Source organism: Caldithrix abyssi DSM 13497 (genome assembly GCF_001886815.1).
In the GTDB taxonomy this organism is placed as follows: Bacteria; Calditrichota; Calditrichia; order Calditrichales; family Calditrichaceae; genus Caldithrix; species Caldithrix abyssi.
The window spans coordinates 3,058,784-3,083,244 of sequence record NZ_CP018099.1 but is presented as its reverse complement, the minus strand read 5'-3'; the positions used below and the strand labels follow the sequence as shown (position 1 = coordinate 3,083,244).

General features: G+C 45.4%; 18 protein-coding genes. 16 read left to right on the top strand and 2 right to left on the bottom strand.

The features are described 5' to 3' along the window. The 16 genes from Cabys_RS12045 to Cabys_RS11970 all read left to right on the top strand — a co-directional run bounded on the left by Cabys_RS12045 (position 1) and on the right by Cabys_RS11970 (position 21,073). A complete protein-coding gene (locus tag Cabys_RS12045) occupies positions 1-768 on the top strand; it encodes a prepilin peptidase (RefSeq protein ID WP_006930792.1) in 768 nt (255 codons plus the stop codon). Between the two features lie 20 nt (positions 769-788). Further along, positions 789-1,988: a type II secretion system F family protein gene (locus tag Cabys_RS12040; protein WP_006930791.1), complete on the top strand. Its 1,200-nt coding sequence runs from the start codon at positions 789-791 to the stop codon at positions 1,986-1,988. Between the two features lie 45 nt (positions 1,989-2,033). Then, a complete protein-coding gene (locus Cabys_RS20635) occupies positions 2,034-2,378 on the top strand; it encodes a prepilin-type N-terminal cleavage/methylation domain-containing protein (protein ID WP_006930790.1) in 345 nt (114 codons plus the stop codon). 82 nt (positions 2,379-2,460) lie between these two features. Further along, a complete protein-coding gene (locus Cabys_RS12030) occupies positions 2,461-2,877 on the top strand; it encodes a prepilin-type N-terminal cleavage/methylation domain-containing protein (RefSeq protein WP_006930789.1) in 417 nt (138 codons plus the stop codon). Then, positions 2,874-3,557, top strand: coding sequence for a type II secretion system protein (locus Cabys_RS12025; protein ID WP_006930788.1), 684 nt, complete (start codon positions 2,874-2,876; stop codon positions 3,555-3,557). Before Cabys_RS12030 ends, Cabys_RS12025 begins: the two co-directional genes overlap by 4 nt. Positions 3,558-3,583: 26 nt before the next feature. Further along, entirely contained in the window at positions 3,584-4,552 is a 969-nt protein-coding gene (locus Cabys_RS12020; protein WP_006930787.1) for a pilus assembly PilX N-terminal domain-containing protein, read from the top strand. An 18-nt stretch (positions 4,553-4,570) separates the two neighbouring features. Next, positions 4,571-6,391, top strand: coding sequence for a type IV pilus biogenesis protein PilM (locus tag Cabys_RS12015; protein WP_006930786.1), 1,821 nt, complete (start codon positions 4,571-4,573; stop codon positions 6,389-6,391). 11 nt (positions 6,392-6,402) lie between these two features. Further along, positions 6,403-6,942 carry a type 4a pilus biogenesis protein PilO gene (pilO, locus tag Cabys_RS12010; protein ID WP_006930785.1) on the top strand — a complete coding sequence of 180 codons (540 nt, stop codon included), beginning with the start codon at positions 6,403-6,405 and terminating at the stop codon, positions 6,940-6,942. 1 nt (position 6,943) lies between these two features. Then, the gene (locus Cabys_RS12005) at positions 6,944-7,414 is read left to right on the top strand and encodes a hypothetical protein (protein ID WP_006930784.1); all 471 of its coding nucleotides are present in this window, start codon (positions 6,944-6,946) and stop codon (positions 7,412-7,414) included. A 13-nt stretch (positions 7,415-7,427) separates the two neighbouring features. Continuing rightward, the gene (locus tag Cabys_RS12000; RefSeq protein WP_006930778.1) at positions 7,428-8,729 is read left to right on the top strand and encodes a secretin and TonB N-terminal domain-containing protein; all 1,302 of its coding nucleotides are present in this window, start codon (positions 7,428-7,430) and stop codon (positions 8,727-8,729) included. Positions 8,730-8,737: 8 nt separating this feature from the next. After that, positions 8,738-9,769: a type IV pilus twitching motility protein PilT gene (locus tag Cabys_RS11995; RefSeq protein WP_006930776.1), complete on the top strand. Its 1,032-nt coding sequence runs from the start codon at positions 8,738-8,740 to the stop codon at positions 9,767-9,769. Positions 9,770-9,779: 10 nt separating this feature from the next. Next, a complete protein-coding gene (locus Cabys_RS11990) occupies positions 9,780-11,183 on the top strand; it encodes a hypothetical protein (protein ID WP_006930775.1) in 1,404 nt (467 codons plus the stop codon). Between the two features lie 253 nt (positions 11,184-11,436). Then, complete coding sequence (locus Cabys_RS11985; protein WP_006930772.1) at positions 11,437-16,410, top strand: T9SS-dependent choice-of-anchor J family protein; 4,974 nt, start codon at positions 11,437-11,439, stop codon at positions 16,408-16,410. Between the two features lie 99 nt (positions 16,411-16,509). After that, positions 16,510-17,946: a phosphohexomutase domain-containing protein gene (locus tag Cabys_RS11980; RefSeq protein WP_006930771.1), complete on the top strand. Its 1,437-nt coding sequence runs from the start codon at positions 16,510-16,512 to the stop codon at positions 17,944-17,946. After that, positions 17,943-20,363, top strand: coding sequence for a glycoside hydrolase family 94 protein (locus Cabys_RS11975; RefSeq protein ID WP_006930769.1), 2,421 nt, complete (start codon positions 17,943-17,945; stop codon positions 20,361-20,363). The genes Cabys_RS11980 and Cabys_RS11975 overlap by 4 nt, the downstream gene beginning before the upstream one ends. Positions 20,364-20,365: 2 nt before the next feature. Beyond that, a complete protein-coding gene (locus tag Cabys_RS11970) occupies positions 20,366-21,073 on the top strand; it encodes an N-acetylmannosamine-6-phosphate 2-epimerase (RefSeq protein WP_006930767.1) in 708 nt (235 codons plus the stop codon). Here the strand turns inward: Cabys_RS11970 and Cabys_RS11965 are convergent. Then, positions 21,070-22,479, bottom strand: coding sequence for a sigma-54-dependent transcriptional regulator (locus Cabys_RS11965; RefSeq protein WP_006930765.1), 1,410 nt, complete (start codon positions 22,477-22,479; stop codon positions 21,070-21,072). The genes Cabys_RS11970 and Cabys_RS11965 overlap by 4 nt on opposite strands. A gap of 14 nt (positions 22,480-22,493) precedes the next feature. Continuing rightward, the gene (locus Cabys_RS11960) at positions 22,494-24,389 is read right to left on the bottom strand and encodes an ATP-binding protein (protein WP_006930763.1); all 1,896 of its coding nucleotides are present in this window, start codon (positions 24,387-24,389) and stop codon (positions 22,494-22,496) included. Between the last annotated feature and the right edge of the window lie 72 nt (positions 24,390-24,461).

The following is a 24,461-nucleotide window of genomic DNA, read 5'->3' as shown; positions in this document are numbered from 1 at the left end:
ATGAAAACAATCGATATCCTGGTCATTTTATTTGGATTGGCGACAGGCAGTTTTTTGAACGTGTGTGCGGCGCGCCTTCCTTTAAAGCGCTCTGTGTTATGGGGGCGTTCTCAATGTCCCGTTTGCGGACATCAGATTTCGTGGTACGATAATATTCCGCTTTTGTCTTTTGTTTTATTAAAAGGTAAATGCCGTTATTGTAAGGCAAAAATTTCTTTGCAATATCCTTTAATTGAGGCATTTAGCGCACTGGTGACCTATGCTTTATATTTAAAATTTGGTTTAAGTATAACCGCTGTTTTTTATGGTATTTTTATTTATTTTCTCATTGTCATCGGATTAATCGATTTTAAAACAAAGTTAATTTTAAATCGTTTGTTAATACCTTTATTCACTGCCGGTGTCCTGCTTAATTTCTTTGGCGAAATAATTCCTTTTAAAGACGCCTTATCTGGCGCTTTTTTAGGCGGCGGCATAATGTGGATGGCGGCTATTTTGGGCGCAAAAATATTTAAAAAAGAAGCAATGGGCATGGGCGATGTAAAACTGGCGTTTGTGGCCGGTTTTTTTCTGGGCTGGCAGCACATTTTGCTCGCATTATATCTGGGCTTTGTGATTGCGCTGCTGTTTATTCTGGCTATCTGGTTATTTAAAAAGAAAGAGGCGCCCAGCTTAATCCCTATGGGGCCCTTTTTAGCGCTGGGCTTTATTGTCTATCTATTTTATGGAAAGTTGCTCATTCAATGGTATTTGAGTTGGTTGAGTTAAATCAATAAAAAAGGTCTAAAATGCCGAACTATAAATATAAGGCCTACAATGCAGAAGGAAAGCTGGTGGAAAGCACCATGCTGGCCAGCAGCGAGGATGAGGTAACGCGTCAGCTTGATGAACTCAATATGGTTCCGGTGTTCATTGAGCCGGTGGAATCGTCTAAAAAAACCAGAAAGATAAGAATGAACATCAAAGACGATGCTGTTCTGCATTTTACAAAGCAGCTTTCCACCATGCTGCGCGCCGGAATCCCCATGTTGTTGGCCTTACAAACGGTAAAAGATCAAACCAAAGATGAAAACCTTAAACAGGTTATTGAGACCATTCGCAAAGATATTGAGCAGGGCAGCAAGTTTTCGGATGCTTTAGCCCAGTTTCCGAAAATTTTCTCAAAAATTTTCATCAATGCCATCAGAGTGGGAGAGATAAGCGGAACGCTGGAAGATTCTTTGCAATATATGCACGAATACATGGAAAAAGATATTAAAATGCGTTCCTCGGTGAAAAAAGCGCTCCGCTATCCCATGTTTGTAGTGATTGCCATTGTGGCCGCTTTCCTCATTTTTGTGACCACCGTAATCCCCAATTTTATTCCCATGTTTGAAGCCACAGGCGCCCAGCTTCCCTTGCCCACGCGTTTGCTGCTCGGCGTTTATGCCTTATTAACTAAATATGGATTAATAACTTTATTTGTGATGATTGTACTCTCTGGGACGGCCATTTACTATTTTCGAACGCCAAAAGGCCGATACTGGCTGGATGAACACATCTTAAAATTGCCCGTATTCGGCAACTTTATCAGAAAAGTGATAATCGCGCGCTTTGCCCGTCTTTTTTATACAATGAATCGGACAGGGGTAAATATTACCGAAACCCTGGAAATTATCCAGACATCGCTCGGTAATCTCTTTTATAATAAAGTTTTAGCCAGTGTGGCCGATAGAATATTAAAGGGAGAAAGTATTGCAGACGCTTTACGGAAAAGCGGAGAGTTCCCGGATTTGTTGATCGATATGGTTTCCATCGGAGAGAAATCGGGTTCTCTGGACGACATGCTCCTGAGTGTTTCGAATTATTACGAAGAGGAAGTAAGCGACATGGTAGAAAATATGAGTTCCTTGATTGAGCCGGTTATGACCATTGTACTTGGCGGGATGATATTAATCCTGGCTCTGGCGCTGATAATGCCCATGTTAGATATGATGAATTTAATGTAGATAAAAGACAACTAATGTCCCACAAAAATCAAAGGAGGTACAATTATGCGTGCCTTAAGAAGTCAAAAAGGTTTCACCTTAATCGAGCTGGTTGTGGTTATCGTCATTTTAGGGGTGCTGGCAGCTATTGCCGTACCGCGCTATCTTGACTTAACCAAAAATGCCAATGCCACACGCGACCTGGCAAATGCCAAATCCATTGAAGCGGCCATCATGATGCACTTTGCCAATAAGGTAATGGCAGACCCAACCTACACCTTGCAAAAAGCGGTTAACGATTACAAGAAGAATCCTGGCTCATTCTTTACCGATGGCAAGGTGCCTAAAAAATCGAATGGATCTGATTTCAGTGTGAGTGTATCCTCATCCGGCGCTCTTGTTATAAAATGAGTTTTCGGATAGGGTGAAATGGATGGGACTTCAGTTTCTGAAGTCCCATTTTACCATTTAACAGAAAAACGTAAACATGATAATGCTAACCAGATTCAAACAGCGTGAAGAGGGTTTAACATTAATCGAATTAGTTGTGGTACTTGTGCTGATTGGCATTATTTTTCCTACATTTTTCAGCCTGGCCGGAATGGCATCGGTAAAGGCGGCAAAATTTCTTCGTTCTCAACAGGCCCAGTATCTGGCAGAAAGCAAAATGGAAGAGATAATCGGTTTTAGAAAATTAAACTGGGACTGGTACAAATCCATTGAAAAATTTGAAAAAACAGAGACTCTGGACGATGATTTCACCAGAAGTGTGAAGGTCGAAAAAATTAAAAACTGGGGAAAGGCGCAAATCGAAGGTTGGCAGGTTACGGTTACGGTGTCGCACCCTGTGCTGGAAGAGAATGTCACTTTATCCATTCGTTTTTCGAAATATTATGAGATTAAAGAATGAACACGTTCATTCAAATGCCAAAGAACAGAAAAGTTGCAACCGGGCAAAAGAAAATGGTCTTCCAAAAGTTTCTGGCACGGGAAGATGGATTTTCTTTGATGGAATTGATCGTGACTTTGGTTATAATTGGTTCCATCTCAGCCATAGCTTATGGCGTGGTATTGTTGAACGCCCGAATGTTCGGAACTTTATCCGGCGAAATTTCAACGCGCTGGGAATTGCGCAAAACCTTAAACATCATGCGCGAAGATTTTTTAGAACTCAATCCTGCCAATATCCTGAGCATTTCTAACGGCAATGAAATATATTTCAAAAAAATAAATGGCGATAAGGTCCGTTATTCCTACTTAAATCAAACGCTTTCCAGAAGAAAAAATTCTGAAGCGTGGGAAGTTTTGCTCACCAATGTGACCACTCCACCTTTTGCCTATTTTGATTCCAACATGAATCCGATCAATAATAAGAATGAAATAGTCTATATTAAAGCATCGTTAGCGGTAAATAAAAATGGCAATGTGCGTTCGGCAGAAGACCTCTTTTTTTTAAGAAACCTTACCATAAAACAACCAAAAATTGGCAACGATTCAGACGACGATAAAGATCATGATCATAAAGATGATGATGATGACGACGATAATAACCACCAGCATCACCACCGTCATCGCCATGGCGAGGATTAAGCACTAAAAAAGGTAAAAAAGCGGAAATGCAAAAAATAACTGACAAACAGCAAAGCAGGAACGTTAGCCTTAGGAGTTTGCGCCACAATCAACGCGGCGTGATGTTGATTGGGTTATTGTTGTTTATGGTCTTTATCGGCATGATCATCGTAAGTTTATTAACCCTGCTGGCTGCAGAGGCGCGCATGCAAATTGTTGATGTGAATCAAAGAAGAGCTTTGTATGCGGCAGAGGCGGGCATTGAATATGCCATGCGTTTGATTAGTGAATATGCATTGTATAACAGCTTTTTATTGGGATTAAGTAACTATTCCGAAACGGTCGAAACAGGCCCCGGCACCCAATGCCAGATTAATATCCATATCATTGGAACAGATAAAATCAGGATTAAGGCAACCGGTATTAGTCAGAACTTTGCGAAGGTGATCGAAAAAACGGTGGAGTACATTGATGTGGCCAAATACGCGGTTTATGCCACAGGAAAAGTTAGATATATTCGTACCATTCCCCACAATAAAGTGATGGAGAACGCCAAATATTTTCCTCTTTTTGACCCGGATGAACTGCGTGAGGCGGCAAAACCTTATCATTATTACGCAGGCAATCTTACCATCAACGGGATATTTAGCTTTATTAAAGATATAGCCTTTGTGGAAAAGAATTTAACTTTTGGCAAATTCAATTGGTTGAATATAGGCAATTTTGCGGTTGGCGGCGACATACGTATAAAACCCAGCTGGTTGATCTTTGGCGTTACCAGCGGCGTGATGTACCAGTTTAATCCCGGTAGCCGATTTCAGTGCGACTGGCAGTTTATCTGGCGCGCTTTATCGGGAGGAATCATTACAAACGGAGATGTGATCGGTACTTCTAAGCCCTTCTGGCCGTTTCGCTTCAGAGTTTATTACAATCGATATAAAATTGCAAAGTTCTTTAAATATTCGGTAAATGGCGGTCCATTAATATTTAAATCCACGCAGGTTAAAATTTACTAAATACGGGAAAAGAGATTTATGGACGAACGGAACAAAAAAGGAAAAGCGGTTTCTGCGGAAAGAAGTAGTTTTCAAACTTCGTCAGGGAAAAAGTCGGCTGAGAAAGAGGCGGGCGTTTCTGTTTCGAATATGCAGAAAACAATGCCGCCCAAAACTAAAATATACACGACCGATGTTTTCGCTCCGCTTTCGTTTGCTAAAAAGCTGGGCGCCAAAACCATCCTGTCGCTTGATATTGATATCGATAAAATTCGTTACCTTGTTGTAAAAAAGATCGGCGATAATATTCAGGTAAAAGACTGGGGAATACAAACCTTCCCGACTGAAATCACTCAGGCCACGCGGGCAATGCAAATCGCGCTCGAAAATATCAAGTCGCGTATTTATAAAGCCGGCATGGAGGTAAGGGTAACCTTTTTTAGCACGGACTTGCTGTTTAAAAATGATGTGTTTCCTCGTATTAAGAACAGGAAAGAACTGGAACAGGCCATTATTTTTCGATATAAAGAAGAACTCAAACATTTTAAAGATAATGAATTCTATCTGGAATATTATGTGGTCGATCAGTTTGAAGAGCAGGGGATAAAAAAGCAAAGGTTACAAATGGTCTTTTCCCCGAAAGAAACGGTCGATCGGTTTGTTTATATCTTTTCTCATCTGAAGTTTCCTGTTAGTTATTTAGTGCCGCGTCCTATGAGTCTTGTTCTGGCTTACAATAAAATGGTTGATGATCCAAAATCGGATTTATTATTGAATATTTCCTATGATTTTACTCAAATCTGTTATTTAAAATACGGACAACTGATCTATCTGCGGAATTTAGGCATTGGTTCCAGAAATCTGGAAGTGACCATTAAACAGGACGAAACGCGTAAAAGAAATACTGAAGAAAAAGTAGATGAGGGGAAAATTTCTGAACCTGAGTCCGGTGAAAGCCTGTTAAAAAGACGTTTAATGGAAAAATTAAAAGACCTAAAAGTTAAACAGAACCCGGTGTTACATACCTTTTTTGCAGAAATTTTGCGCTCCATCGCTTTTATTCAGGGCGAAGACAAACGAAATTTTGTCGAGCGGATATTATTAACGGGCTATGGCATTCAAAAGGAAAGTTTGATCCCCTACCTCAAATCAAGATTATCCATGCCTGTGTTTGTTTTGTATCCTGGCTTTATCGAAAACGCTCAGGAAGATGCGGTTAAATATGGCGAATACACGGCCGCATTTGGCGCAGTACTGGCCGATAAAAATTCGATTAATCTGATCCCCAAAGATTACGAAGAAAAGTTGATTTTGGCCCGGATTAACCGCTATGTTAATCTTTTTTGCATTGTGGGAGCGGTTACCTTTGGCTATTTAACTTTTTTACAATACCAGGCCATAACAGCAAAAGAAGCAGAACTCTCTGTGCTGGAAGCGCAGTACCATGAGCTAAATCCGTATGAACAATCTTACCTCAGTTTATTGAAACTTATTGGCGATGTCAAAAAAGAAAACCTGGAATTGCAAAACAAAATCAATAAAGACAAGCCGCCGATTCTGGAAATGATGCGACTATTTAGCAATTTGACGCCAAAGCCTATCCGACTGACAAGTTTTGTATTGCAACCGCTCCAGGCAGGCGGGAATATAGAAAACGAAAATGCGCCAGAAGATTTGCCAAAGTATGTCATTTCGCTCGCCGGAGAGATTAAAGGCGATCTGGTTACCGGAGATGTGGAGTTGATTAATTTTATTAATAGTCTGAATAATCTGAATATATTCAAGAGCATTAATCTGGAACAAAAAAATAAAGATATCCAGAATAAAAAGATTGAATTTAGTCTTACGTTGACATTTTAAATGAGGTGGGAATGACAAGAAAAAAATTTGCTATCAAATTAGGCATTATTGTGTTAGTTGTATTATTGTGGTATAATTTTGTTTATGTGGCTCAGATTAACCGGCTGACACTGCTGGATGTGGAGCTTTTGGAAGTCAGAAATAAAGTAAATATGGCTTCAAATGCCAAATCAAATCTGGAAAACATTAAAAAACGCTTTGAACAAGAACAAATTCAACTGGAGAAAGAAAAAGCTAAGTTTGTCAGACGTGAAAATCTGGGGCAGGTTACGGAACGTCTGCAAAGTCTGGCTGAAAAATATAATCTGAAACTGGTTGATTTTTCGCCAGGGTTTAAAGATTATTTTGAGCAAAAAGACAAAAAGATTATCCCCTTACCGCTTACCATCACCCTGGTTGGCCAATACCTGGCAATCGGTAAATATATTGAGCAGTGGCAAGAATTACCGTTTTACATTTTACCGCAATCCATAATTATGGAAAGATTGGACGAAAACGGTTATGATGTTCAGGCAGTAATTGATACAAAACTATATACCTGGAATGAGTAATATGGAAAAGATACAATTAACCAAAAGTCAGAAGATCTTGTTTATAATTCTGGGAATCGTTTTAGTCTATGCCGTGTTTGACTTTATAAAAAATAAAGAGACCTATCTTAGCTTTTATGCCGGCCAGAGCACAGAAATCCCTGCTGAGGAACAGGCCGCCGAGCAAGAAACGGATCAATTATTGAACGATCCGTTAAAGATTGACCTGACCTCCAGCTGGGGGGATGATCCCTTTTTAATTAAAAAGAAGGCGAAGAAGATTACAAAAAGTTCAAGGAAAATGGTAAAAGAACCGACTTTTGTTCTAAAAGGGATCAGCTTTAAACCGCGGGGTTCGGTTGCTCTGATTAATGATCGAATTGTAAAAGAGGGCGATGTGATCGAAGGCTATAAAGTTATTAAAATAGAAGAAAAAAGAGTCATCTTATGGGATGGCAAAAAGCGAAAAATCTTAAGATTGACTAATATTTAAGGGGAGAAGTTTAATGCGAAACCTTTGTGTAAAAATAGTCAGCGTCTTTCTTATCTTATTGCTATCCGTAAGCGCCAGCCTGGCGGTTAATATCGAAAAATTATTAGAACAACGCGTTTCGCCATCTTTTGAAGGCGTTATGCTAAAAGATGCTTTGCGTCTGTTTGCCAAACAAAACAGCTTTAATTATGTTTTTACCGGAGACGGAAAAGAAGTGGTGAATGTCCGTTTAACTAATGTTCCGATACGGACGGCGCTTGAATACATCTTAAAGCCCAATGGATACCACTATCTCATCAAAGATAATGTAATGATTATCAAGCCTTTAAAAGATGAGTATTACGGCGAGCTTCAGACAAAGATTTACCACCTTCAATATATCGACGCTCTTAAAATCAAAGCGACTGTGAGCAAGTTTTTATCCAAAAAAGGCAAGCTGGAAGCTCTAATAACTGAAAAAACTACCGCAAATGAGCCCGATCGTTCGAACGTTTTGATCGTTTCCGATCTTGAGGAGAATCTGGCCATTATCGATCAGATTATTCAGGAATTAGACGCGCCGCTCAAACAGGTGTTGATAGAAGTTCGTTTAATAGAAACCCTGATTGGAGATAACAAGCAACTGGGCTTAAAGTGGCCCACGTCGATCAGGGCCTCGGTAATGGGGGCTGAAACCACCGCTCCAATCACCAACCAAGGGCAACAAACTCAGGGCGGCGAACAAACCATTTTAGCCGGCTGGTACGAGTTACCTGAAACTCCGGATCAAATTCATCTGGGCGTGTTAACCATTGACAAGTTACAGGCCGCGCTAAATATGCTGGCAAGCGACAATCGTTCCAAGCTGATCTCTAATCCTAAGGTAACCACGGTCAATAATCAAAAAGCGATTATAAGAATTGGAACCACCGTACCTATTCCGGAAATTCAACGTAGCGTGGCAGGCGATCTGTATTCTTACAAAGAAAGAGACGTCAGCATGCGCCTTGAAGTTATCCCTACTGTGGGAAAAGACAATAAAATTACTTTAAAGCTCCATCCCGTTATGCAGGAAATTATTGGTTATGTGGGAACGGCAGAAGCGCCTCAACCAATTATCTCTGTGCGCGAGGTGGAAACAACGGTTGTAATAAACGACGGTGAAACGGTGGCCATTGGCGGGTTGGTAAAAGAGACCAAAAGCGAGCAGCAAGAGGGAATCTGGCTGTTGAGCAGCATTCCCATTTTAGGTTATTTGTTTAAGCACACCACCGTCAAAAAAGAAAAAAATGATTTATTGATATTTATAACAAGCAAAGTTCTGGAAGCGAAGTAGAGGGAGTTATGTCTGTTAATTTTGGTCAGGTTTTACGTTTTGCAGTAAGGCAAAATGCCTCAGATATTCATTTCAGCAGCGGCATGCAGCCGATCATTCGTCTGGTCGGCGAGTTGAAAAGAATCGATGCGCCTGTGATAACGTACGAGGAGTTGAAAAACTTTATCTTCGCTTACTTACGCCCTGAGCAAAAAGCCGCATTTGAAAAAAATCTGGAAATCGATTTTTCATTATCCATCGAGGGGATAAGTCGATTTCGTGTAAATGTGTTTAAACATTCCAATGGCCTTAGCGCCTCGCTCAGGATCATCCCTGAACAAATTCGCACGCTTAACGAACTATTGATGCCGCCGGTATTAAAGGAAATCGTCCGGCATCGAAAAGGTTTGATTCTGGTCACCGGTCCAACAGGATCCGGAAAATCGACCACGCTGGCTGCGATGATCGATGAAATAAATCGGAACCGGCGGGACCACATTATTACCCTCGAAGATCCAATCGAATACCTCCATCGCCCAAAGCTTTCGCTCATTCACCAACGAGAAGTAGGCGTGCACACGCAAAGCTTTGCGCAGGGGCTGCGCGCTGCCTTACGCGAGGACCCGGATGTTATTCTAGTAGGCGAAATGCGCGATATCGAAACGATTACCAACGCCCTGCACGCAGCCGAAACAGGTCATCTGGTTTTTTCGACGTTGCACACCAACTCGGCCAGCGAAACGGTCGATCGCATCATTAATGTCTTTCCCGGCGAGCAGCAACAGCAAATTCGCGTTATTCTGGCCGGGTCGCTTGTAGCCGTCATCTCACAGCGCCTGGTACGCCAGGCGCACCGGGCAGATCGGATCGCTCTGTTAGAAATCTTAATTGCCACCCCGGCCATTCGAAATTTGATTCGGGAGGGGAAAACGCATCAAATAGAATCGGCCATTCAAATGGGGGCAGAGTACGGCATGCGTACCTTTCAGAAAAGCCTGGATGAGCTGCGTCAAAGAAATTTGGTCCCGCCCGATATGATAAAAGTTGACTTTGCAAATTAAAGGAGGTCATGTGCAAAAATTTGTAGTTATATTGTTCGCTTTATTATTGGCGGTTTCCTGTACAACATCCACGCAAGACAATATGGCCACTTTACAGGGCAATGTTTTCTATCTCGATAAAAACAATGTTGTTCAGCCCATCGAAGGGGTTCTGGTGGTTGCCAAAGATTATTTTGTACAAACCAAAACCGACGCCGCCGGAGCCTATACTCTGGCGGTAGAATCTGCTAAAGATACCTTTGTCGTGGAACTCCAGTTCAGTAAGGTCGGTTTTTCAATGGAAACGATGAGTATTAAGGCCAAAACGGGCGCCACGATTACCGTGCCGGATATAGTTCTGCAACAAATAGGCTCCGATACATTGCTCACGCCCACCGATACCTTACGCAATAGCGGACCGGCCAGACACATTACCGTTCTAAATCAAACAACCGATCATATTTACATTAAAAGTTCCGGGTTGAATGAATCGGCTGTACTCAACTTTACCGTTACAGACGCCAATGGCATCCGGGTTGACGCCGAGCATCGCGTGCTGGTTAGGTTCTATATCCTGAACGGACCGGGCGGGGGAGAGTATGTCTTTCCGGATACCATGACCACCAGAGAGGGCTATGTGTACACGGTGCTGAACAGCGGAACCATGGCCGGAGCGGTTCAAATTGTGGCCGAGGCGCAGGTTGACGGCGAAACCATCCACTCCAAGCCCATTCGGGTGGCCATTCATGGCGGCCTGCCCGATGAAAATCACTTTAGCGTTGTACCCAGTATTGCCAATATAGCCGGACGCGTTCATTTTGGTATTATTGATCAAATAACAGCTTATGTGGGCGATAAATTCAGCAATCCGGTTGCCCCGGGCACGGTTGTGTACTTTAAAAGCGACTACTGTATTATAGAAGGTTCCGCTGTGACCAATGAAATGGGAGAGGCTACGGTTCGCCTGATAAGCGCCGCACCATTACCTCCTGAACCGCTGGTCAATCCCTTTGCCACCATTACCGCTTATACCTACAGCGATACATTGGGACAAAAATCTATTGAAGCCAGCACAAAGGTTCTGCTGACAGATGCGGCGGCGCCCATCGAAGTGGAGCCGACTTCTTTCACTTATACCGATTTAAATCAACCCATACAGTTTAATTACAAAGTGCACGATGTATGGGGCTTGCCCTTAGTGGCGCAAACTTCCATCAAGGTGCAGGCTACCGCCGGAACTTTATATGGCGATGTGGATGTGGAGCTAAGGGATTCTCAAACTGCCGGACCCGGCATAACCGAATTTAGTTTTACCTGGGCCCCAGGCGATAGTCTGGCCGATCCTCAGGTATATATTAATATTATCGTCGATTCGCCTCCGGAAGGCAACGGCTACACTTCTACTTCCATTATAGGCAATAAAACCTCGCAATAAAATTCGTAAATCAGACTGTTTCGTTTCACGAGGCGGAGCAGTCTGATTTTTTTAAATTAAGTTAGTTCGCTTAAATTACTAATCTTGTAATATTGATTGTTAAGTCATTAAATTACAATTGAATAGATCATATCATTCGATAATTTAAATTTGTTAAATTTTTTGTTGAGAATAAGAAATTTCTATTGTAAATTGATATAGCTTCAAAGCTTCTGAAGTGCAAACATATCCACCAACATTGAGGAGGTCTCTTATGAGAGTATTTGTTACCATTTTCGCCTCTCTCCTTTTGCTATCAACCATGGTTATGGCAGAGTGGAGAGTTGATGTGGCCTTTGGCCCCACCGGCGAATCCGGGCAATTTGCCGCGGTTGATAGCGATGGGAAACTGTGGGTTACGGACTACGGTACGCCAGGCACCGCCAGTGTTCGCGTTTTTAATGCGGACACAACCGAGGCGGCGTTCAGCCCGATTACTTCCGGGCTGGATGAAACCGGTGCGTCCGTAAGTATCCTTTACCCCGGAGGCGTGGCTGTATTTGGCGATACGATTTATGTGATCAGCTACAGCAACCAGCTGGTAATGCGCTTTTTGAAAGACGGAACGGCGCTGACTGGCTGGAAGCTGAGTTTTTCGCCCGGCGATCTGGATATCGACGCCAACGGTCATGTGTTTATCGCTCATAAAGTAGAAGCGATGTTCTCCGTTTTCGATATTAACGGCAACGAGCTGAAAGGTTCGCCCTTTGGCGTTACCGGCTGGCATATTAACCGGGGCATCGGCGTTACCGCGGATGGCTCAAAAGTCTTTTTAGCCGATGAGAGTTCAGATGTTATTGCTTACTGGAAGGGAAGCTTTATAGGAACAGACTCCTGCCATTTTGAAAAGCAGACCGATTTTATGACCGGCCTGAGCGATCCATCTGCCTGTGAAATTGACCCCGACGGAAATATATGGATTTCCAATACCGGCAACAATGAGGTGTTGGTGGCCGATACGAGCGGCAACGTGTTGCAAACCGTTAGCGGCCTTCAAAGCCCCAGAGGCGCGGCTTTTGACTGGGCCAACAATACGGCATACATTATCCATTTTACTTCGGCCGTTAAAATGGTTACCAGACTTAAAAACATTCCCGAGGTAACCATTGCCGATATTCAAACAACGGCCGATGGCCAGGCGGGACCTTCTCCTTACGTCGGGCAGGTTGTCAAAACATCCGGCATTGTTACGGCCGTTACCGGCAGCGGATATTACCTGCAGGATGCCCAGGCTGCATGGAGCGGAATTTATGTTTATGATAAAAATAACAAACCGGCTATGGGCGATGAGGTTGCGCTGGAAGCTGAAGTTGCCGAGTATTATAATTTAACCGAACTCAAAAATGTAGATGCTTTCACCATTGTCAGTTCCGGCAATACCATGGATCCGCTCGTTGTGGCCACCGGTGATGTTTCGCAGGAGATGTACGAAGGCGTGCTGGTGCAGGTCAAAGACGCCACCTGTACCGATGAAGACCTTGGCTATGGCGAATGGCAGGTGGACGATGGTAGCGGCCCGGCCAGAATAGACGACGCAATTTACACCTTTTCGCCGGATTCTGGCGTTAAGTACGATGTAACCGGCGTTGTGACCTACAGCTACGGCAAGTACAAAATTTTACCGCGCGATGAAAATGACATCGTTGCGCTTACGCTTCCGCCGGTTACTCCGGTTGATTACTGGAAAGTGCGCTTCCATTTTGGGCCAAAGAACGAATCCGGCCAATTTGCCGCCCTGGATTACGAAGGCAAATTGTGGGTGACCGATTACGGCGCACCGGGCACCTCTCAGGTACTGGTGTTCAATCCGGACAGCACCATGGCTGATTTCAGCCCCATCACCAAAGGTCTGGATGAAAACGGCGTCGAAGTAGGCATTGCCAACCCCGGCGGCGTTGCCTATTACGACAGCATTATCTATGTGATCAGTTACGGAAATAAAAAAGTACTCCGCTATAAAACGGATGGAACGCCCTTGAACGGCTGGGCGCTCAACTTTTCGCCGGGCGATCTGGATATCGATCAAAACGGTTATGTTTACATCGCCCACAAGGTGGAAGCCATGTTCTCGGTGTTCGATATTAACGGAAATGAGCTAAAGGGTTCGCCGTTTGGCGCCACCGGCTGGCATATTAATCGGGGCATTAGCGTAACCAAAGACGGCTCCAAAGTATTTCTGGCCGATGAATCCAGCGATGTCATTGCCATGTGGGAAGGCGGCATTGTCGGAACGGATTCTTGCTATTATGCCAAAGGTACGGATTTTATGACCGGTTTAAGCAATCCTTCGGCCTGCGAAATCGACGCGGCAGATCGCATGTGGATATCAAATACATCGGCCAATGAAATCATTATAGCCGATTTGAACGGCAATGTAAAACAAACCATTACCGTTGAAAGACCGCGCGGCGTGGCCGTTGATTACGATGAAGAAGTGGCCTACGTAATTCATTTTACCGGCCTGCACAAAATGGTTTCTAAATTAACGCCCGGTGTGCCCAATACGCCGATTGCAGACGTTAAAGTGGACGCCGACGGAGATTTTGTCCCGGATCACCTTGGCGAAACCTTTGAGGTGCAGGGCATCGTTACTTCGGTGAACTACAGCGGCTCAGGCTCGCAATATTATATCCAGGATACGACCGCCGGCATCAACCTCTATTCCGGCTCCACTCGCTGGAATCTGAATATCGGCGATGAAGTGCTGGTTAAGGGCAGCCTGATGCAATACAAAGGTTTGACCGAAATCGGTCCGACCGATATCTGGGTGCAAAGTACCGGTAATGTGGTTGAGCCCCTTAAAATCAAAATTGCCGATATGGGCGAACAATACGAAGGCATGCTGGTGCGGCTGGACAGCATCTGGATGGTTGATCCTTCTCGCTGGCCCGATGAAGGCAGCAACGGCTCGGTTTATGTGACCGATGGCAGCGATACGACTTACATTTTTATTGATCGCGATACGGATCTCGACGGCTGGTTCCCACCGCAATCTTTGATGAACGTTGTGGGAATTCACGATCAGTACACTTCCAAAACACCACCGGATAACGGCTATTCCATCCGCGGTCGTTTACGCAGCGATTTCGAAGACCTGGTGGTACAGCTTTCGGCTTATATGATCGATTTTGGCTCTGTGGCTATAAACGGACAAAATACCATGTCGTTGTTCATTAAGAACATCAGCGACAGTGATTTTACGCTGGATTCTTTAACCTTTACCTCGCCTTACTTCAAATCTTCGCTGATGAGCGATACCACCATTGCAGCCGGCGATTCGCTTGAAATTCCGGTGACGTTTATGCCCATGGCAGAAGAAGAAGTGATGGATGTGCTGAGCATTCACCTGAATTTTGGCACCTACAAGGTGGAACTTAAAGGTAGCGGTTATGAGCTGTTCCCGCTGGTATGGCGCATTCACGCCGACTCTGCTAACGCTTCCTGGTTCTATCAGAAAGACTTGGCAGAAAATATGGTGCGCGGCATGGCTTACAACCGCCTGAATAATCATCTGTACGTGGTCAGCCGTGTAGGCGGCGTATTTGTGTACATTCTGGATGCGGCCACAGGGGACACCATCGGCACGCTGAACACCGAAGGCATTGGCGGAGGAACGTATCCGATTAACACCATTGCCTGCACCAAAGACGGACAAATCATCGTTAGCAATCTGGCTGCCTGGGGCGGACAAATCGCACGACTTTATTACTACAAAAATGAAAAAGCCGCGCCGCAGATGATTTTTGACGGCACCTTTGACGACCTGGGCGGTCGCGTGGGCGATGTGGTTGCCGTTTCCGGAACGGGTAAAAATCTGACGGTTTACTGGTCTGGTTCTAACAACGAAAAAATCCATACACTGGTTACCACCGATGGCGAAACCTGGAGTCGAGGAGACGATATTCCGCTGTCAGAACCTGGCGCAGGTCGCTTTGGCATCGCTCCGGTTGACGACGCGGGCAATTACCTGTTCATTAACGGCACAACCCCGCCGCGTTACATTAAACGTGACGGAACCGTGCTCTACACCTTTGACACCGATGTCATTCCTTCCGGCACCAGCATTAATTACTTTGAAGTAAAGGTTCCGGGCGATAACGTACGGCGTTTTATTGGCATCACCAATGCTCTCAGCTCCGGAACAACCGTCATCGAATTGCTTGGCGAGCCGGGAGACAATTTGTGCGCCGATTTTAACATGCTTGAAGCGCCCACAGAAGATTACGCCACCAATGTGAATTTAAATGGCACCGGATTGGCCGTTTACAACAGCGTGGATAACATGCTCATCGAATTGATCACCAACAATGGTATTTCGGCTTACAGTTTTGATGTGGTTGTACCCGATGCCATTAAAGACGTGCGTATGATTGTCGAATTGAACGAAGGATTTGAAACCACGCCAGAAGGCCAGATACCGGACGGCTGGCTGACCTTTGCCGATAGCGTTGAAGTAGGCGATCCGACGCCGGCCTGGCGCGTGAGCGATTACAATCCGTTTGAAGGCGAAAAGAACGCCTATATGCCCAATTACAACACCAAATCACGTTGCTGGCTGGTTACTCCGGCTATCAGCCTGAATACCGATCTCAAATACTTTACCTTTATGGCAAAGGACGACTGGAACAACGCGGCCAACGACTTTGGCTCAGAATTAAACATTCTGGTCTCTACCGCATCGCAAGATAATCCGGAAGATTTTGTGCTGGTGGAAAGCTATCCGGAAAGCGAATTCTATGATTCCTGGCAGATGAAATCCATCGACCTGAGCCAGTTCCAGGGCGACTATGTTTACATTGCCTTTATGGTTAAAAACTTCGGCGATCCGAATAATCCCAATGTGGGCGGCGACAACTGGCAGATTGATAATGTGACGCTTACCGATACGCTCACGGCCATTGCCTCGAACAGCGATAAACTTCCGGTTCGCTATGAGCTGAGCCAGAACTACCCGAACCCCTTCAATCCTACTACCAGGATCGATCTGGCTTTGCCAAAGGCAGAAAAAGTTGAAGTCGAAGTATTCAACACCCTGGGGCAGAAGGTTAAAAAAGTATTTGATGGCGAACTGCCGGCAGGTATCCATCGCTTTGAAATTGATGGTACCGGCCTGGCTTCCGGCGTTTATTTCTATCGCGTTAAAGCCGGTAAATTCGTCGCCACCAAAAAGATGGTCTTAATGAAATAATCGAACTCGAATTAATCTCATTCCTCTTATGCCGGTGCGAGTTTTTCGCACCGGCATATTTTTAATCTTTTTTTTCAGATGACAGGAGTGTTGGCGCAAGTGATTCGATTCGGAACGGATGGCTGGAGAGCGGTGTTGGCCAGAGAATTTACCTTTGATAATGTGGGTCGCGTGGCTGACGCCTTTAGTCGTTTTTTGATTGAGACTTCGGAACGCTTAAACGGCGTGGTCGTCTCTTTTGATACGCGTTTTCTATCGGAGCGCTTCGCGCGCTATTTTGCGGAAGTTGTTGCCAGTTACGATATTCCTGTGGCATTGAGCAAAAAATTTACCCCCACTCCGGCGCTTTCGTTTGCCGTTAAACAGTTGAAGTTCAATGCCGGCGTAATGATCACCGCCAGCCACAATCCTTATTTTTACAATGGCATCAAGTTTAAGGCTGCATACGGCGGGCCGGTGCTTAACGATTTTACGCAGCAGATCGAAAAACGCCTGGATGCTCGTTCGCCGAAAATCGATCCGTTGCGCGTTAAAAAGAATTTGCAGGAAGTTGACATTGTTGGAGATTATTTTCGGCAGATAAAAACCTTGCTTAATCCGCAGTCGCTTGCTTCTTTTAAAAAGAAGATGGCGTACGACGCCATGTTTGGCTGCGGCATGGGATTTTTGTCCCATTTTTTTGAGGCCTTCAATTTACAGGCGCAAATCCTGCATGGCGAAGAAAATCCGCTTTTTAACCGTACGCCGCCGGAGCCGGTGGCCCGCAATCTGAGCGAACTAAGTCGGCTGATCGCCCGGGGACCTTTTGCAATAGGCCTGGCCACCGACGGCGACGCCGATCGTTGCGCATTGCTGGATGAAAAGGGGCAGTTTGTCCAGCTCCATGATTTGTTGCCGTTGTTAGCAGAGTATCTCTTCAAAATCCGTGGATGGGATGGCAATATTGTGCGCACCACATCCATGCACCACACCATCGATCGTTTAATGGCCCGCTATGGAAAGTCGAGCGTTGAAGTGCCGGTGGGCTTTAAAAATGTGTGTGAAGTCATGTTAAAACAAGAAATTCTGATCGGCGCCGAAGAGAGCGGCGGATTTGGATTCGGGAAACATCTGCCGGAACGGGACGGCATTTTGACGCTGTTATTGGCGCTTGAAATGTTGGGATATTATCAGGCCCCCATTTCTGCGCTGGTGAACGATTTGCGTCAGAGATTTGGCCCGTTTCACTATTTGCGCAAAGATTTTTACGGGGAACCGGAACTGCTAAAGGCTAACTTACTACGCTTAAGGACGCAACCGCCGCAACGCGTGGCCGGCATGCCAGTTGAAAAGGTTGCGCTGAAAGACGGATTAAAACTCTATCTGGAGAACGGAACCTGGGCGCTTTTCAGAGTATCGCAAACCGAACCGCTGGCCCGTATTTATGTGGGCGGAGCGGAGCTTGATGCGGTGAAAAAGGCGCTCGACTGGGGCGTTGCGCAAATGACTCAAAAACAAGCAGGAAAAAGGATAACTCAGGAAAGGACGGAAGCGTGAAGCGTTACGGAGCGTTTTCGGAAGATAAAAAGGAATTTGTCATCAAACGGCCCGATACGCCGCTGCCATGGGTTAACTACATTTCAAACGGCCGATACAATGGTTTGATTTCCAATACGGGCGGAGGCTTTAGCTTTTACCTCTCTCCGCGCGATAGCCGGATAACGCGCTGGCGCTACAATGCTTTGCCCGTCGATCGCCCCGGACGCTACCTTTACATTCGGGACGAAGAGGACGGCCATTACTGGTCGCCCACCTGGCAACCCACTGAAACGGCGCTTGATTTTTATGAATGCCGACATGGCGTGTATTACACAACCATCCAATCGGAATACCGAAAGTTGAGGCACGAAATCACCTATTTTGTGCCGTTGGACGACGACCTGGAAATTTGGCGCGTACGGCTGGAAAACAAAAACGACAGAACGATAAAATTAAACCTGTTTGCCTTTGTGGAGCTCTGTTTGGGGCATGCGCTGGTGGACTTAATCAATCAGCCCAACGACCAGCATTTTAACGAAGTGTTTTTCAATCGTCAAAAACAAATATTGTTTGCTTCAAAAAGATACTGGGTGCGTTACCAGGGCGCCACGGTCAAACAGGCCAATGAGGCGTGGGATCGCTATGTGTTTATGGCTTCATCTTTGCCGGTTATCGGCTGGGATGGCAGCAAAAACAGCTTTATCGGGCGCTGGCGTTCGGAGAGCAACCCGCTGGCTGTGGAACGGGGAGCCTGCGCCAATTCCGAAATAACGGCTGGCGATGCTGTGGGCGTTTTACAGATGAATGTGAATCTGGCGCCCGGTCAGTCGGCGGACTTTGCCGTTTTGCTGGGCGTTGTAGCGCGCCACAATTTTGAACAGGACGGCGTTGCCATCGTGCAAAAATATCGCGACATGGAGATGGTTGACGCCGAGCTTAAACGTTTAAAAGCGTACTGGCAGGAATATCTTTCACATGTGCAGGCGCAAACGCCCGATGAAGATATGAACGCCATGCTGAACGTCTGGAATCAGTACCAGACTTCGGTAACCTTTCGCTTTTCGCGGGATGCCTCTTACTACCATGGAGGGCTGCTCTTTGGTCGCGGCTTTCGCGACTCCTGTCAGGACATCATGGGGCCGGTAATACCCCGGCCGCAGTGGGTAAAAGAGCGTATTGTCGAAATGAGCCAGTACCAGTTTGCCGATGGCAGCGTCTTCCATCTTTACCATCCGCTTTCCGGAAGCGGCGAAAAAACCGGCCATTCCGATACGCCCCTGTGGCTACCCCTGGCCATTATGACCTATTTAAAAGAAAGCGGTGATTTCGATTTCCTTAAACAAAAAACGCCTTTTTACGATGAGGGGCAGGCTTCCATACTCGAACATCTGTTCAGGGCCATTGACTTTTCGCTGGGCCAGTTAACGGATCGCTATTTACCCCGCTTTGGTCCCGGCGACTGGAACGACACGCTGGACTATCTGGGGCGAAAGGGAAAGGGAGAGAGCGTGTGGGTGGCCATGTTTCTGGCTTACATCTTAAAAGAAACGGTTGAACTGTGCGCTTATCTGAAATTGAACGCTGAAAAAGATCGTTATGCGAAGGAGTACCAAAAGGTAAAAGAAAGCATCAATAAATACGCCTGGGATGGCGACTGGTACATTCGCGGAACCAATGATCGCGGAGAAGTTATCGGTTCCGCGCAGAATGAAGAGGGTAAAATCTTTTTAAACACTCAAACCTGGGCGGTGATCAGCGGCGTGGCCGAAGGCGAAAGGGCGCAAAAGTGCATGGCCGCCGTGCAAAAATATCTGGATACGCCCAAAGGGCCTAAAATTTTACATCCGGCCTACACCAAAATCGATCCTGAAATAGGTCTGGCCACGCGCTGCGTTCCCGGTAAAAAAGAGAACGGGGCCGTGTTCAACCATCCCGTGAGCTGGGCCGTTTTGGCCGAGTGCCTGCTGGGGCGCGCCGAGCGGGCCTATAACATCTACAAACGCGCCCTGCCCATGAACCCCGTGGTGGATATCGATCGTTATGAAGTGGAACCCTATGTGTACGCCGAATATGTGACCAGCCCCGATCATCCCACGTTTGGCCAGGCCAGCCACTCCTGGTTAACCGGATCGGCCGTCTGGATGTTGCGCGACGCCGTCGATTACATTTTAGGCGTGCGGCCCACCTATCGGGGATTGTTGATCGATCCATGTGTTCCGGCAGACTGGAAAGAGTTTAAGATCAAAAGAAAATTCAGAGGGAAAACCTATAGAATAGAAGTGGAAAATCCTTCTGGCAAAAACAAAGGCGTGGCGCAGATTGAAGTGAATGGCCATTCCATTGCGGGTAATTTAATCGACCTAAAAAATGATCAAATCGTCCGATGGCTAAATGACGATCCTGTTGTTTGCGTAAAGGTGGTAATGGGGGCGTAACGATGGAAGAGAAAAAAACGACGGTGTTAAATCAATTAAAAGGCGGTTTGATCGTTTCCTGCCAATCCGAGCCCCCGGAGCCCTTTGCCAGGCCCTCGCTGATTCTGGCCATGGCGCGCGCGGCGTTGATGGGCGGCGCGGTGGGAATTAGGGCCAACCTGCCGCGAAATGTGCGCCATCTGGTAAAAAAGCTCGATGTGCCGATCATCGCCCTGTACAAAAAGAAACATGAAAACAGCGATGTATTTATTACGCCAACCATCAGAGAGTTGAAAGCGCTCATCAAAAGCGGGGCACCCGTTATTGCGTTGGACGCCACGCAAAGAGAACGTCCGGGCGGCGAGCGGCTGGAAGATTTGATCCATTTTGGCCGAATGCATTCTAACTGTTTGCTGATGGCCGATGTTTCTACCGTGCACGAAGGCGTGGAAGCCGCGCGCCTGGGGTTTGATTTGATCGGTACCACGCTGGCCGGTTATACCGACTACACCGCACACCGTTTCGATCCGCAAGAACCGGATTTCAATCTTTTAAAAGAACTGGTCGGAGAGGTTGGCGATCAAACGCCGGTGATCGCCGAAGGACGAATCTGGCAGCCGGAGCAAGCTAAACAGTGCCTGGATTTGGGCGCCTTTGCCGTGGTGGTAGGCACGGCAATCACTCGTCCGTGGGTGTTAACAGCGCGCTTTGTTCAGGCCTTGCGCGTTTAACTGTTTTTTAACGCCGGCTCCTCAGATTGCAGATCAAATTTCTTTAAATAAAAATTTAGTGTGGTGCGCGGAATGCCCAGCATTCTGGCTGCCGAACTGCGATTGCAATTGCATTTCTTTAATGCCTGGATGACCAGCTGTTTCTGGCTTTCCTGCAGCAAATTGGTTCCTTTCGATGGATTTAAGTGCAAGGAAAAAAACGCGTTCTTTTCCGGCGAGTGGTCGTTGCTAAAAGGGGTAAACGCTTTTTGTAGTTCCCGAAAGCTTAGCGTCTCTTCTTCGGTTAAAATCATGACGCGTTCCAGTAAGTTTTTGAGTTCCCGGATATTGCCTTTCCAGGGGGCGTTGATCAGGTAGTCTGCCGCGTCATCGGCGATTTGTTTTACATTTTTATTAAAGCGTTTGTTGAATTCTTCAATAAAAAGTTTGCTGAGAGGTAAAATGTCTTCCTTTCGTTCTCGCAGGGGCGGCAGTTTGATGGAGGCCACGTTTAAGCGATAATACAGGTCGCTACGAAAATTCTTCTCTTCGATCATTTTTTCCAGGTCCACATTGGTGGCCGCGATAATGCGCGTATTTACTTTTTGAGGTTCCACCGAGCCGATGCGCAAAAATTCCTGCCGCTCGATGATGTAGAGCAATTTGGCCTGCAGGTCGGGCGTAAGTTCGCCGATTTCATCCAGAAATAAGGTGCCTTCATTGGCTCGTTCAATCAGTCCGACTTTTCCGTTGGTGTGCGCCCCGGTAAAGGCGCCTTTTTCGTAACCAAACAATTCACTTTCCATTAAATTAGCCGGAATGGTGCAGCAATTGATGGCTAAAAAGGGATTGTTAAAGCGGTTGCTCTGGTAATGGATGAACTCCGCCAGCACATTTTTACCGGTTCCGGTCTCTCCGGTAATCAATATGGTGCAATCGGTCTGGGCGTACTTTTCGGCTATTTGCAAGATTTCTTTCATTACCGGCGATTCTGCCACCATTTTTCTGGGGCCTCTTTCCTGAAAGATAGAGTTTTTCAAAAGCTCCACCTCTTTGCGCAAACGGATGGTATCCAGCGCTCTTTGAACGGTAAAGCGAATAACCTCCGGATTCTGGTCCTTCTGGATGAAATCAAACGCGCCGGCCTTCATGGCTCGCACGGCCGTTTCCACATTGCCAAAGGCAGTAATAAAAATATAGATGGCGTCGGCGCTCGTATTTTTCAAATGTTCCAGTAATTGAATGCCATCCATATCGCCCAGCCGGTAATCAAGGATGAATAAGTCAAAGGATTTTGTTTCCGTTTTTTTTAGCGCTTCGTAACCGGAGTTTGAAACCTCTATTTCGCGTTCAGAGGTGGTTAAAATTCTTTTTAAAGATTGCGCTACCGTATGCTCGTCATCCACAATGTGTATCTGAAATTTCATTGATTTCTCCGAAGTTATGCTCTTTTAAAATATAAGATAAAGCTTGTTCCTTTTCCAACTTTACTATTCACTTTATATTTGATCTTGTGTTGCGTCAATATTTTTTGAACAATCGAAAGCCCCAGGCCGGTGCCGGAATCAAATTGCGTGTAGAACGGATCGAATATGCGGTCCATATCCTGGGGCGGAATACCGCAACCGTTGTCTATAATGGCAATCTCGGTACGACCGTTTTTACACACGCCGCGGATGGTTAATTCGCCATGTTCGTCCATCGCTTTAAATGCATTCATGATTAGATTAACGAAAACCTGTTCGATCTGATGCGGGTCGGCTTTCACTGTAAAACAATCGCCAACGAACTCCTGTTTTATTTTAATATGCGCTTTTTCAAATTTCTTGCGCACCAGAATAAGGCACTGATCGATAACCTGAATCAGATCGATACGCTTGAGTTCCGGAAGATGGGGAGTGGCATAATCCAGAATGGCCGAAACGATTTTATGAATTTTATTCAGACTTTCCAGCAGTTCAGGATAAATTTCTGTAAAATCTTTGTGATCTGATAGCCGATCGCGTAAATAATCAAGATTATTGGAAATGGCAAAAAGCGGGTTGCGTAGCTCGTGGGCAATCCCGGCCGACAATTCGCCTAATACCAGCATTTTTTCCATCTGCAAGCTGTAGGTTTCCAGTTTTTTTCGCAGGCGCAAATCTCTCAGGTAAAAAAAGCTGATGGTTTTTTCCTGGGTTAGTTTGATGTTGCTGATCTCAAAAACTTCTACCGGAATTCGGTTATCCTTATCTAAAATGATATTGGCTTCGTAATGTTTTGTGTCTCTGGGTAAATCAGAGGTGTCGGTCAACGGCTTAATAGACTTTTTATCAATCAGGTCTGAAATACGCAATCCTTTAAAACTGACCTTACTGTTATTGAACAATTGATGAAAGCGCTTATTGGTTTCGATGATTTCGCCGTGTTGGTTGCCGATGGCGATTGCTTCCAGAGAATTTTCGATGAGCGAGCGATATTTTTTTTCTGAAAGCTGCAAATCCGTTAAATAGGAGGAGATGGACTGGCGCATACGCTCGAAAGTTTTAAAAAGCTTTTGAATTTCCAGACTTCCGTGCGAAAAGGGCTGTAGGGTGAACTGGTAATCCTGGGTTTCTATGCGTTCTGCAGCCTCCGTTAACCCTTCGATGGGGCGGATAATCGTCTTACGCAATCCTAAATAGAGAATAACGGACAGAATAATGATGGAAATAAAGGATGAAAAGATCATAAACTTTAAATTATCCGCTCGCGCCTTCTGGTAATAATCGGCAGAGAGCAGAATACTGATCCCTCCGCGCAGGTCGCCTTCATGGTAGCCCTGCTCTGAATGGCAGCTCAGACACGACTTTTTAGTGTAAAGGGGAGCAAAGTAACGGAAATAGAGTTTGTTGTTTTTTGTTTCAAACGTAAAAAATTCTTTTTGCTCTTTTTGGGTTTCTAAAAAGTTAAGGGCGTTTAATTCAAAATCATCCGGTTTATTCGCCGGATTAATGTATTTTTTACTGGACATGTGAAAGGAAGCGTCGCCCAGAAAATGTTTGCTCATTTCGCTCAATTCGCGGGTAATTAACGCTGGATTTTTTAAAACAAGTGTATCTCCGTTTTGCGTTAATAATATCGGATGGGCTAAAAAGGGATTAATCTGCGTATTTTCCTTTTTTTTGACCAGCACACCTTCATATTCGGACGCCCAGCTTCGAACGGCGACGACCATTCGGTAGAGCGTCCGGGCGTTGTTTAAAAGAGTGTTCTCTATTTGCTTATTATAACGAAGAGTTAACACGCTAAAAATAACAGATAAAAACAGAGTTGTAGTTAAACCGATAATTAAAATGATTTTGCGTGTCAGGTTCATGTGTTTTTCCTCCATAAATAATTTGAGTTTATTTTTTAAATAATTCAAATATTTTTCCGCACAGTGACCGTA

What these genes read in the sequence shown, in the direction of transcription:
- Cabys_RS12040 (WP_006930791.1), top strand. Translation starts at nt 789, where the DNA reads ATGCCGAACTATAAATATAAGGCCTACAATGCAGAAGGAAAGCTGGTG.
- Cabys_RS12005 (WP_006930784.1), top strand. Translation starts at nt 6,944, where the DNA reads ATGGAAAAGATACAATTAACCAAAAGTCAGAAGATCTTGTTTATAATT.
- Cabys_RS11960 (WP_006930763.1), bottom strand. Translation starts at nt 24,389, where the DNA reads ATGAACCTGACACGCAAAATCATTTTAATTATCGGTTTAACTACAACT.
- Cabys_RS11995 (WP_006930776.1), top strand. Translation starts at nt 8,738, where the DNA reads ATGTCTGTTAATTTTGGTCAGGTTTTACGTTTTGCAGTAAGGCAAAAT.
- Cabys_RS12020 (WP_006930787.1), top strand. Translation starts at nt 3,584, where the DNA reads ATGCAAAAAATAACTGACAAACAGCAAAGCAGGAACGTTAGCCTTAGG.
- Cabys_RS12025 (WP_006930788.1), top strand. Translation starts at nt 2,874, where the DNA reads ATGAACACGTTCATTCAAATGCCAAAGAACAGAAAAGTTGCAACCGGG.
- Cabys_RS11965 (WP_006930765.1), bottom strand. Translation starts at nt 22,479, where the DNA reads ATGAAATTTCAGATACACATTGTGGATGACGAGCATACGGTAGCGCAA.
- Cabys_RS12000 (WP_006930778.1), top strand. Translation starts at nt 7,428, where the DNA reads ATGCGAAACCTTTGTGTAAAAATAGTCAGCGTCTTTCTTATCTTATTG.
- Cabys_RS12045 (WP_006930792.1), top strand. Translation starts at nt 1, where the DNA reads ATGAAAACAATCGATATCCTGGTCATTTTATTTGGATTGGCGACAGGC.
- Cabys_RS11985 (WP_006930772.1), top strand. Translation starts at nt 11,437, where the DNA reads ATGAGAGTATTTGTTACCATTTTCGCCTCTCTCCTTTTGCTATCAACC.
- Cabys_RS20635 (WP_006930790.1), top strand. Translation starts at nt 2,034, where the DNA reads ATGCGTGCCTTAAGAAGTCAAAAAGGTTTCACCTTAATCGAGCTGGTT.
- Cabys_RS11970 (WP_006930767.1), top strand. Translation starts at nt 20,366, where the DNA reads ATGGAAGAGAAAAAAACGACGGTGTTAAATCAATTAAAAGGCGGTTTG.
- Cabys_RS12015 (WP_006930786.1), top strand. Translation starts at nt 4,571, where the DNA reads ATGGACGAACGGAACAAAAAAGGAAAAGCGGTTTCTGCGGAAAGAAGT.
- Cabys_RS12030 (WP_006930789.1), top strand. Translation starts at nt 2,461, where the DNA reads ATGCTAACCAGATTCAAACAGCGTGAAGAGGGTTTAACATTAATCGAA.
- pilO (WP_006930785.1), top strand. Translation starts at nt 6,403, where the DNA reads ATGACAAGAAAAAAATTTGCTATCAAATTAGGCATTATTGTGTTAGTT.